Annotated in this window: 9 protein-coding genes; 6 read left to right on the top strand and 3 right to left on the bottom strand. The window is 66.1% G+C overall.

The window, feature by feature from the left end; genetic code table 11:
• The coding region (locus tag EPK82_RS24520; protein ID WP_134678335.1) for a NorM family multidrug efflux MATE transporter at positions 1-1272 on the bottom strand (1272 nt) is incomplete at its 3' end.
• Between the two features lie 139 nt (positions 1273-1411).
• Here EPK82_RS24520 and EPK82_RS24515 point away from each other — a divergent pair.
• Both EPK82_RS24515 and EPK82_RS24510 read left to right on the top strand, forming a co-directional pair.
• Entirely contained in the window at positions 1412-2332 is a 921-nt protein-coding gene (locus EPK82_RS24515; protein WP_037052738.1) for a LysR substrate-binding domain-containing protein, read from the top strand.
• A gap of 166 nt (positions 2333-2498) precedes the next feature.
• Positions 2499-4475: a methyl-accepting chemotaxis protein gene (locus EPK82_RS24510; protein ID WP_134678334.1), complete on the top strand. Its 1977-nt coding sequence runs from the start codon at positions 2499-2501 to the stop codon at positions 4473-4475.
• Positions 4476-4482: 7 nt separating this feature from the next.
• Here the strand turns inward: EPK82_RS24510 and EPK82_RS24505 are convergent, their stop codons facing one another.
• Complete coding sequence (locus EPK82_RS24505; RefSeq protein ID WP_134678333.1) at positions 4483-5976, bottom strand: YifB family Mg chelatase-like AAA ATPase; 1494 nt, start codon at positions 5974-5976, stop codon at positions 4483-4485.
• Positions 5977-6046: 70 nt separating this feature from the next.
• Positions 6047-6307 (bottom strand): accessory factor UbiK family protein, encoded by a 261-nt coding sequence (locus EPK82_RS24500; RefSeq protein WP_037052746.1) that lies wholly within the window; start codon positions 6305-6307, stop codon positions 6047-6049.
• A 409-nt stretch (positions 6308-6716) separates the two neighbouring features.
• Here EPK82_RS24500 and glnK point away from each other — a divergent pair, with 409 nt between their 5' ends.
• From glnK to sutA, 4 genes are all read left to right on the top strand, one after another.
• Positions 6717-7055, top strand: coding sequence for a P-II family nitrogen regulator (gene glnK, locus EPK82_RS24495; RefSeq protein WP_003096476.1), 339 nt, complete (start codon positions 6717-6719; stop codon positions 7053-7055).
• Between the two features lie 335 nt (positions 7056-7390).
• A complete protein-coding gene (locus EPK82_RS24490) occupies positions 7391-8644 on the top strand; it encodes an ammonium transporter (RefSeq protein WP_134678332.1) in 1254 nt (417 codons plus the stop codon).
• A 98-nt stretch (positions 8645-8742) separates the two neighbouring features.
• The gene (locus tag EPK82_RS24485) at positions 8743-9168 is read left to right on the top strand and encodes a secondary thiamine-phosphate synthase enzyme YjbQ (RefSeq protein ID WP_134678331.1); all 426 of its coding nucleotides are present in this window, start codon (positions 8743-8745) and stop codon (positions 9166-9168) included.
• 77 nt (positions 9169-9245) lie between these two features.
• Complete coding sequence (gene sutA / locus EPK82_RS24480) at positions 9246-9569, top strand: transcriptional regulator SutA (protein ID WP_134678330.1); 324 nt, start codon at positions 9246-9248, stop codon at positions 9567-9569.
• The last annotated feature ends 138 nt before the right edge of the window (positions 9570-9707 follow it).

The raw sequence follows: 9707 nt of genomic DNA, 5'->3' as shown, positions 1-9707 counted from the left end.
CCACCAGACCCCGGATGCCCCCCAGCCCAGCGGGAAGGCGAGCAGCCAGGCCAGCGGTGCGCCCACGCACCAGTAACCGGCCAGGCCGATCAGCAGCGTGGTCCTGCCGTCGTTCAGCCCGCGTATCGCGCCCATGGCGATGCTCTGCAGGCCGTCGAACAGTTCGAACCAGGCGGCGATCGCCAGCAGGCTCACGGCCAGGGTGACGATCTCGGCGAACGCCGGGTCGTGGCGATCGAGGAACAGGCCGATGATCCATTCCGGCAAGAACCAGAACAGCAGGGCGAACATCAGCATCAGCCCGGCGCCGAGGGCCATGCCCAGATGGCCGCTCAGGCGTGACAGGTGCAGGCGTTCGGCGCCGTAGTGCAGGCCGACGCGGAAGGTCACTGCGTAGGACAGCCCCTGCGGCACGATGAAAGCCAGCGCCACCGTCTGCATGGCGATCTGGTGGGCCGCCAGTTGCACGCTGCCGAGGGCGCCCATGCACAGCGTGGCGAAGGTGAACAGCCCTTGCTCGGCGGCGTAGGTGCCGCCAATGGGCAGGCCCAGGCGCAGCAGGGCACGCATCTCCCCGCGTTGCGGGCGACCGAGGTCGGCGCGCAGCGGGTAGGGGCGGTAGGTCGGGGCGAGCTTGATGTACAGCGCCAGGGCCAGCGCCATGCCGCTGCTGACCAGCGCGGTGGTCATGCCGATGCCGCCCAGGCCGAGGTCGGGCAAGCCGAACCAGCCCTTGATCAGCGCATAGTTGATGACGAAGTTGGCTGCCGTGCCGATCACGCTGATGGTCATCACCGGGCCGGGATGGCCGATGGCGCTGGTGAAACCGCGCAAGACCATGAAGCACAGGTAGCCGGGCAGGGCCAGCGACAGCGGGTGGAGAAAGGCCATGGCCTGGCTGGCGGCGGCGGGGTCCTGGCCCAGGTGGGGCAGCAGCGGCCCCAGTGCATTCAGGCACAGCGCGCTGGCGACGGCCAGGGCCACGGCCAGCCACAGGCCGTTCTGGGTCAGGCGGGTGACGCCCTCGGGATCACCTGCGCCATGGCGAATGGCGACCAGGCTGCCGACGGCGGCGACCACCCCGGTGCAGAAGATCGAGAAGATGAAATAGCAGGTGGCGCCCAGCGCACCGCCGGCCAGTTGCTGAGGGCCGAGCATCGCCATCATCAGCGTGTCGGTGAAGATCATCAGCGCGTGTGCCAGTTGGGCGGAGACCAGTGGGCCGGCCAGGCGCAGCAGGGCGCCCAGCTCATGGCCAAGAACATTCTTCATGATGAGTAAAACTTCGGCAGGATAAGCCCCTCCAGGCTGTCTGGAGAGTCGCAATGACAGCTATTCTGTGGTTTCGCCCCATGGCCAGCAAAAGGAAAATAGCCATGAATGACATGACTCAAACTCATGGATCGATACCGTGAGCCGGCGCCTGCCTCCGCTCTATGCGCTGCGTGCCTTCGAGGCCGCTGCGCGTCACGCCTCCTTCACCCGCGCCGCCGAGGAACTGGCCATCACCCAGAGCGCGGTGAGCCGTCATATCCGTACGCTCGAGGGCTACTTCAGCTGTCGGCTGTTCGAGCGGCGCGGGCGCAGCCTGCAGCTGACCGACCCTGCGCGAGCCCTGCTACCCGGCCTGAGCGAGGGCTTCGATGCCCTGGAGCGTGCCAGTGGCGCCTTGCGCGTCGATGACCAGGTACTGCGCCTGAAGGCGCCGTCGACCCTGACCATGCGCTGGCTGCTGGCGCGGCTGTCGCACTTTCGCCTGGCCAACCCGGACAGCGAGGTGCAACTGACCAGTGCCTGGATGGACGTCGACAAGGTCGATTTCCGCCATGAGCCCTTCGACTGCGCCGTGCTGCTGTCCGACGGCCAGTTCCCCGAGGAGTGGGACAGCGTCCTGCTGTTCGAGGAGTGGCTGATCCCGGTCTGCGCCGCTGCGGACAGCGAGGCCGGCGGCTGGCCGCTGGCGCGCCTGCAGGCGGCCGAGCAGCTGCACCCGACACCGGACCGCCGCGACTGGCGGCGCTGGCTGCAGGCCACCGGCCTCGGCGAGCAGGTGCCGCTGAAGACCGGCCAGCTGTTCGACATGCTCGAACTGGGCATCGTCGCGGCGGCACGCGGCTATGGCGTATCCATCGGTGACCTGCTGATGGTGGCCGAAGACGTCAACGCGGGGCGCCTCGGCTTGCCCTGGCCGACGGCGGTGTTCAGTGGCGACAGCTATTATCTGGTGTGGCCGCGTGAGCATCGCGCCCAGGCGCGTTTGCAGCGCTTGCGCGACTACCTGCTGGCGGAGGTGGCGGCGATGCAGCTGCCGCAGGTGGAGAGAATGCTTTAGCGGCCGATACAGGGTTTTGATAACAAATGATGGCCATTCGGCAACCTGTCGATTGACCAAGCATAATACTCGGGTATGCTCCTGCGCCCTCCACGAGGTCGTACGATGACCTTGCCTGTTCATTTCTTGTCGCCTGCCACCTCGCGCCAGGCTCAGAGAGGCCTCCATGACCCCTCCACGCTCTCGTATCGCACTGCAGTTGGCCGTCGCCCTGGCGTCGATGCTGGTCCTGTTGATCAGCCTCAGCACGGTGTTCGCGCTGCGTTCGCTGGACAACGCCAACCTGGTCACCCGCGCCGAGCACCTGGGCAGTGAAGCCCGCCTGCTGGCGGATCAGCTGGCCACCTTTCACGGCAGCCTGCGTGACAGCACGCAACGTCTCGCCGGTCTGTTCGAGCAACGCTTCAGCGGCGGCGTGCAACTGCGCAGCGACGAGCGCGTGACGGTTGGCAGCCTGCAGGCGCCAGCGCTTTATCTCGGCGCGACCCGGCTCAACAACGAGTTCACCGAGGTCGATGACTTCACCCGCATGACCGCCGGTGTGGCGACGGTATTCGCGCGCGATGGCGATGAGTTCGTGCGCATCACCACCTCCCTCACCAAGCAGGACGGTACGCGGGCGCTGGGCACCGTGCTCGACCATCAGCATCCGGCCTACCAGAAGCTGCTGGCCGGCCAGGGCTATGTCGGGCGTGCGTTGCTGTTCGACCGTTTCTACATGACCCAGTACACCCCGGTTCGCGATGCCGGCGGACGGGTCATCGCGGTGCTCTTCGTCGGCTTCGACTACACCGACGCGCAGAAGCTGCAGATGCGCAACCTCACCGACTTCCGTATCGGCAGCACCGGCTCGCTGGCGATTCTCGACGAGCAGGGCAAGTGGCTGGTGGCGCCCGCCGGTGCCGCGGCCATGAGCAGCCTGCCGGCAGGGCTCAGCGAACGGGTCGCCAACACCGGTACGGGTGGTTTCTGGAGTGACGGCCAGGATGAGTTCTACAGCGTTGCGATGCCGTTCGCTGGCGGACCCTGGACGGTGCTGGCGAGCATGCCGCGCGAGGAGATCCAGGCCGTGACCTGGCGTGTCGGCACGCAGCTGGCCATCGGCAGCGCGCTCACCCTGCTGCTGGCGGTGATTGCCGTGGTCCTGCTGCTGCGGCGCAAGCTGCGCCCGCTCGGCGACCTGGTCCAGCAGGCCCAGGCCCTCGGTGCCGGCGACCTCGGTGCGCGGATGACGCAGTCCAGCGAGGACGAAATCGGCGAGCTGGCGCGCAGCTTCAACCGCATGGGCGAGGCACTGGCGACCATGGTGGCGGGTATCCGGGTCGCGGCCCAGGACGTCAGTTCGCGTTCCCAGGCGCTGTCGACGCTCTCGCGCGACGCCTACCAGGGGATCGATCAGCAGTCCGGCGAGATCAGCAGCATGGCCGGTGCGGTCGAGGAGTTCAGCGCCACCTCGCAGAACATCGCCGACAACATGCGCAACACCGAGCGTCTGGCCAGCGAGAATGCGCAACAGACGCGTATCGGTCGCACCTCGATGGATCAGGCATCGGAAGCGCTGGTACAGATCGCCGAAGCCCTGGAGCAGACCTCGACGGTCATCAACGGCCTTGGCCAGCGTTCGCAGGAGATCGGCGGCATCGTCAGCGTGATCACCGCGATTGCCGACCAGACCAACCTGCTGGCGCTCAACGCCGCCATCGAGGCGGCCCGCGCCGGCGAGCAGGGGCGGGGCTTCGCCGTGGTCGCCGACGAGGTGCGCAGCCTGGCCGGACGTACCCGCGAAGCGACCAATGAAATCTCGACGATGATCGGCAGCATCCAGAGCGAGACCAACAGCGCCATCGCCACCATGGAGCAGGGCCGCCAGTTGATGCAGGACGGTCTCGAGCGCAATGCCAAGGTAGCGGCCGCGCTGGCGCAGATCAGCGAGCAGAGCGAGGCGGCGGGTGAGCAGTTCGCCGCCATCACCACGGCGACCAGCGAGCAGAGCAGCACCGCCAACGTGCTCAGCAGCAACCTGCAGAGCATCGCCCAGGCCAACGGCGAGCAGCGCGAAGTGGTCGCCAACCTGGCGGACACCGCGCGCGAGCTGGACCGCCTGGCAGCGCAGCTGCGCCAGGAAGTCGAGCGCTTTCGCTGACCGTTAGCTAGCCGACGCCGGGCCGATACTGCAGCGCTTCGGCCAGGTGGGCGCGGCTGATCTGCGGTTCCTGGGCCAGGTCGGCCAGGGTGCGGGCCACCTTCAGCACGCGGTGGGCCGCGCGCAGGGACAGGCCCAGGCGCTCGCAGGCGTTTTCCAGCCACTGGCGGTCCGTTGCCTGCAGCGCGCAGTGCTGGCGCAGGCCCGGCAGATCGAGAAAGGCGTTGGCCACGCCCTGGCGCTGCAGTTGCCGGTCACGGGCCATGGCCACCTTGGCGGCAGCCTGCGCCGTGTTCTCGCCGTCCTGCGGGGCTACCTCCAGCGCGGTGCTTTCACGGGCGACCGTGAGGTGCAGGTCGATGCGGTCCAGCAGCGGCCCGGAGAGCCTGCCGCGATAGCGCTGAATCTGTTCCGGGGCGCAGCGGCAACGGTTGCTCGGGTCGCCAAGATAGCCACAGGGGCACGGGTTCATCGCGGCGACGAGCTGGAACCGTGCGGGGAAGCGCACCTTGTCCCGCGCCCGGGCGATGACGATATGGCCACTTTCCAGCGGCTCGCGCAGCACTTCGAGCACCTTCCTGTCGAACTCCGGCAATTCATCGAGGAACAGCACGCCCATGTGCGCCAGGGTGATCTCGCCCGGTTGCGGGCGACTGCCACCGCCCACCAGCGCCGGCCCGGAAGCGCTGTGGTGCGGGGTGCGGAAGGGTCGCTGCGGCCAGTGCTGCAGCGGCGCATGGCTGGCCACCGAATGGATCGCGGCGACCTGCAACGCTTCGCTTTCGTCCAGCGGGGGCAGCAGCCCGGGTAGGCGGCTGGCCAGCAGGGTCTTGCCGGTACCGGGCGGGCCGCTGAGCAGCAGGTTGTGCGAGCCGGCTGCCGCCACCAGCAGGGCGCGCTTGGCCGCCAGCTGGCCCTGGACCTCCGCCAGGTCCGGGTAGGGCAGGGTCTGCCGCAGCAGGCCCTGCGCCACGTAGGGTTGCAGCGGGGTGCTGCCATTCAGGTGCGCGGCGACCTGCAGCAGGTGCTCGACGGCAATCACCTTGAGGCCTGACGCCAGGCTGGCCTCTTCGGCGTTGGCCTGTGGCACCAGCAGGGTGCGCCCGGCATCGCGCGCGGCCAGCGCCGCAGGCAGCACGCCCTGGACGGGGCGCACGGCGCCGGACAGCGCCAGCTCGCCGAGGCATTCGTAGTCGGCGACGGACGCGCAGGGTACCTGGCCGCTGGCGGCGAGAATGCCCAGCGCGATGGCCAGGTCGAAGCGTCCGCCATCCTTCGGCAGGTCGGCGGGTGCCAGGTTGAGGGTGATGCGCCTGTTCGGGTAGTCGAAGGCCGAGTTGAGAATGGCGCTGCGCACGCGGTCCTTGCTTTCCTTGACCGCGGCTTCCGGCAGGCCGACCAGGGTCAGGGCGGGCAGGCCATTGGCCAGATGGGCCTCGATGGTCACGGCAGGCGCTTCGACACCGATCTGGGCACGGCTGTGAACGATGGCCAGGGACATGATCTCTCCTTGATCAGGACCCACCTGGCAGGGGCATTGAAAACGACCTGCGTCTTCGCTGCCCGGCGGCTCAATCGGCGGGTGGGTTCAGCTTGGCTTCCAGCTCGGCGACCTTGGCTTCCAGCGCCTCCAGGCGTGCGCGGGTGCGGGCCAGAACCACCATCTGGCTATCGAACTCTTCCCGGCTGACCAGTTCCAGCTTGCTGAAGCCGCTTTGCAGCAGGGCCTTGAACTGCGCTTCCAGTTCTGCGCGCGGCAGCGGGCTGTCGCCGCTGAACAGGCGCGAGGCGTGGCTACTGAGAGTGTCGAGCAGGGCTTTGGGCGGCAGCATGGTCAGGTTCCGGGTGCAGTTGGCCGGCAGTGTACCACGCAGGTGCTGGCAGGGCGTTTGGCGAGCGGCTGCACGATTTGAGAGCGCCGCCAGGCGCGTCTCTGCACCAATTTTGTGCGTCCGCTTCCGCCTGGGTCATGGCTCGTGGCCACAAGGTGACGGTAAGGCCCTGAAAGATGGCGATTTTATGGAGATGGCAAGCTTTCTGCTTAGACCCCAGCGACGCATGCACCGATGCAGTACCGGTGTGTCGGACGAAGCGGGGGAGTGTTTCGTCGGGAGCGGTTGGTGGGTATCGACCACGCCAGGCTGGGGCGGTCGATGCATTACAAAAGCCAGACACTGCGCTTAGACTTGAACCGGGTTCGTAATTCCTGGGGCAAGTCCACCTTACACGGGAGAGAGTTTCATGAAGCTAGTCACTGCCATCATCAAGCCGTTCAAGCTCGACGACGTGCGCGAGTCGCTGTCGGAGATCGGCGTGCAGGGCATTACCGTCACCGAGGTCAAGGGCTTCGGCCGCCAGAAAGGCCATACCGAGCTGTATCGCGGTGCCGAGTACGTGGTCGACTTCCTGCCCAAGGTGAAGATCGACGTGGCCATCGCTGACGACCAGCTGGACCGCGTGATCGAAGCCATCACCAAGGCGGCCAACACCGGCAAGATCGGTGACGGCAAGATTTTCGTAGTCAACCTGGAACAGGCGATTCGCATCCGTACCGGCGAAACCGATACCGACGCGATCTAAACCGCCTCCGAACCCCACGCCCCAGGAGTGAAACCCATGACTCTGCGAACTTTCGCAGGGCTAGGAGCCCTTTTGTCCTCGAATTCTGCTCTTGCGCCGATTTCGAGGGCGAATGCCGGAGCTGGCGAGGTCCTCGCCGCTCTGCCGTGCCAGATCCTCTCGGGTCTTGCGCGCTGCCTAGTGATGGGAATGCCTGATCGCCTTGCGGTGCAAGGGGGCCCGGTCATCCAGGGCAAGCGTGACAAAGACTTGTAAAGCATACGGAACGCGTCCGGCGCCAACCTGGACGTTCTAACCGAACAGCGCACAACGAAAGCGCCGGCAAGAGGTGAAACATGGATAACACAGCATTGACTGCATTGCAGTACGGCTTCGATACCTTCTACTTTCTGATCTGTGGTGCCCTGGTGATGTGGATGGCGGCTGGTTTCGCCATGCTCGAATCCGGCCTGGTCCGCGCCAAGAACACCACCGAGATCCTGACCAAGAACGTCGCCCTGTACGCCGTTGCCAGCGTCATGTACCTGGTGATCGGTTACCACATCATGTACTCCAGCCCGGAAGGCGGCATCTTCCCGAGCCTGGGCTTCCTGATCGGTGACGAGAACACCGCCGAAGCCGTTCTCGCGGGTGGCGACGACGCGCCGTACTACTCGGCCCGTTCGGACTTCTTCTTCCAGGTGGTGTTCGCCGCGACCTGCATGTCGATCGTCTCCGGTGCCGTTGCCGAGCGCATGAAGCTGTGGGCCTTCCTGGCCTTCGCCGTGGTCATGACCGGCTTCATCTACCCGGTACAGGGCTTCTGGAAATGGGGTTCGGGCTTCCTCAACGAAGCCGGCTTCATGGACTTCGCCGGTTCCGGTGTCGTGCACATGGCTGGTGCTGCCGCTGCTCTGGCTGGCGTGCTGCTGCTGGGCGCTCGCAAGGGCAAGTACGGCGCCAATGGCCAGGTCAACGCCATTCCGGGCTGCAACCTGCCGCTGGCGACCCTGGGTACCTTCATCCTGTGGATGGGCTGGTTCGGCTTCAACGGCGGTTCGCAGCTGAAGATGAGCACCATCGAAGACGCCAACGCCGTTGCCCAGGTGTTCACCAACACCAACATGGCCGCCGCCGGTGGTCTGATCGCCGCACTGATCGTCGCCCGCATCCTGTTCGGCAAGGCCGACCTGACCATGGCGCTGAACGGTGCCCTGGCTGGCCTGGTTGCCATCACCGCTGAACCGCTGACCCCGAGCGCCCTGCAGGCCACCCTGATCGGCGGCGTCGGTGGCGTGCTGGTGGTGTTCTCCATCCTCGGCCTGGACAAGATCAAGATCGACGACCCGGTCGGTGCCATCTCCGTGCACGGCGTGGTCGGCATCTGGGGCCTGCTGGCCGTCTGCCTGACCAACAGCGACGCTTCCCTGGGCGCGCAGCTGCTGGGTATCGCCAGCATCTTCGCCTGGGTGTTCATCGCCAGCCTGATCGTCTGGGGCGTCATCAAGGCGGTGATCGGCCTGCGCGTCAGCGAAGAAGAAGAGTACGAGGGTGTGGATATCGCCGAGTGCGGTATGGAAGCCTACCCGGAGTTCACCGGCAAGAAGTAAGCGTCGGTGGAAATGACAAGGGCGCCTTTTGGCGCCCTTTGTTTTTTCTGGCAGCACGCTAGAATGCGCGCGCTGGAGCCATCGAGAGCGAGAACGGCATGTGGCAGCAACGCATCATCAGCCTGCGTCCGCGTGAGCGCGGTTTTCATCTGGTGACGGAAGAAGTACTGGCGGCACTGCCGGAACTGGCGCGGATGCGTGTCGGTCTGTTGCACCTGTGGCTGCAGCACACCTCGGCTTCGCTGACGGTCAACGAGAACGCCGACCCCGCGGTGCGCCGTGATTTCGAGCGTTTCTTCAACCGTCTGGTGCCGCAGGGCGAGACGGGCTACGAGCACGATTACGAAGGGCCGGATGATCTGCCGGCGCACTTCAAGGGCAGTCTGCTGGGCTTTCAGCTCCAGCTGCCGATACAGGATGGACAGCTGGCGCTGGGGACCTGGCAGGGCATCTACCTGGGCGAGCATCGCGATCATGGTGGGGCTCGGCGACTGGTGGCGACCCTGCACGGCGAGGTCATTTGAATTTTTTCCGGTCGGGCGGTACGCGCCGCACGACTGGGCTATAACTAACCTGCTTTTCGCAAGTCATGAGGTTGAACATGAGCGACGAAGACCTGGAACAAGACGATCTGGACGGGGCTGACGAGGACGACGGTGAGGAGCTGGCTGCTGCGGCCGATGACGGTGACAGCGGCGATGATGGCGACGGCGAGGTCGTAGCCAGCAGCAAGAAGAGCAAGGCCAAAGCCGTTGAAGTCGACGAGATGCCCAGCGTCGAGGCCAAGCAGAAAGAGCGCGACGCGCTGGCCCAGGCCATGGAGGAATTCCTGGCGCGTGGCGGCAAGGTGCAGGAAGTCGAGCCCAATGTGGTCGCCGATCCGCCCAAGAAGCCCGACAGCAAGTACGGTAGCCGTCCTATCTGACGACGCTGCGTAACAAGAAACCGCCCTCGTGGCGGTTTTTTGTGCCCGGCGTCTAGCGCGTCCAGCTGCCCAGCAGCGCCGGCAGTTCGGCCAGGCTGGCGATCTGTGCGTCCGGCGTGGTTTCGCCCTCCCACGCCC

The organism is Ectopseudomonas khazarica (assembly GCF_004521985.1).
Classification (GTDB): domain Bacteria; phylum Pseudomonadota; class Gammaproteobacteria; order Pseudomonadales; family Pseudomonadaceae; genus Aquipseudomonas; species Aquipseudomonas khazarica.
The sequence above is the reverse complement of the archived record's forward strand: the minus strand, read 5'-3'. Positions and strand labels throughout refer to the sequence as shown.

What these genes read in the sequence shown, in the direction of transcription:
- EPK82_RS24510 (WP_134678334.1), top strand. Translation starts at nt 2,499, where the DNA reads ATGACCCCTCCACGCTCTCGTATCGCACTGCAGTTGGCCGTCGCCCTG.
- EPK82_RS24505 (WP_134678333.1), bottom strand. Translation starts at nt 5,976, where the DNA reads ATGTCCCTGGCCATCGTTCACAGCCGTGCCCAGATCGGTGTCGAAGCG.
- EPK82_RS24500 (WP_037052746.1), bottom strand. Translation starts at nt 6,307, where the DNA reads ATGCTGCCGCCCAAAGCCCTGCTCGACACTCTCAGTAGCCACGCCTCG.
- glnK (WP_003096476.1), top strand. Translation starts at nt 6,717, where the DNA reads ATGAAGCTAGTCACTGCCATCATCAAGCCGTTCAAGCTCGACGACGTG.
- EPK82_RS24490 (WP_134678332.1), top strand. Translation starts at nt 7,391, where the DNA reads ATGGATAACACAGCATTGACTGCATTGCAGTACGGCTTCGATACCTTC.
- EPK82_RS24485 (WP_134678331.1), top strand. Translation starts at nt 8,743, where the DNA reads ATGTGGCAGCAACGCATCATCAGCCTGCGTCCGCGTGAGCGCGGTTTT.
- sutA (WP_134678330.1), top strand. Translation starts at nt 9,246, where the DNA reads ATGAGCGACGAAGACCTGGAACAAGACGATCTGGACGGGGCTGACGAG.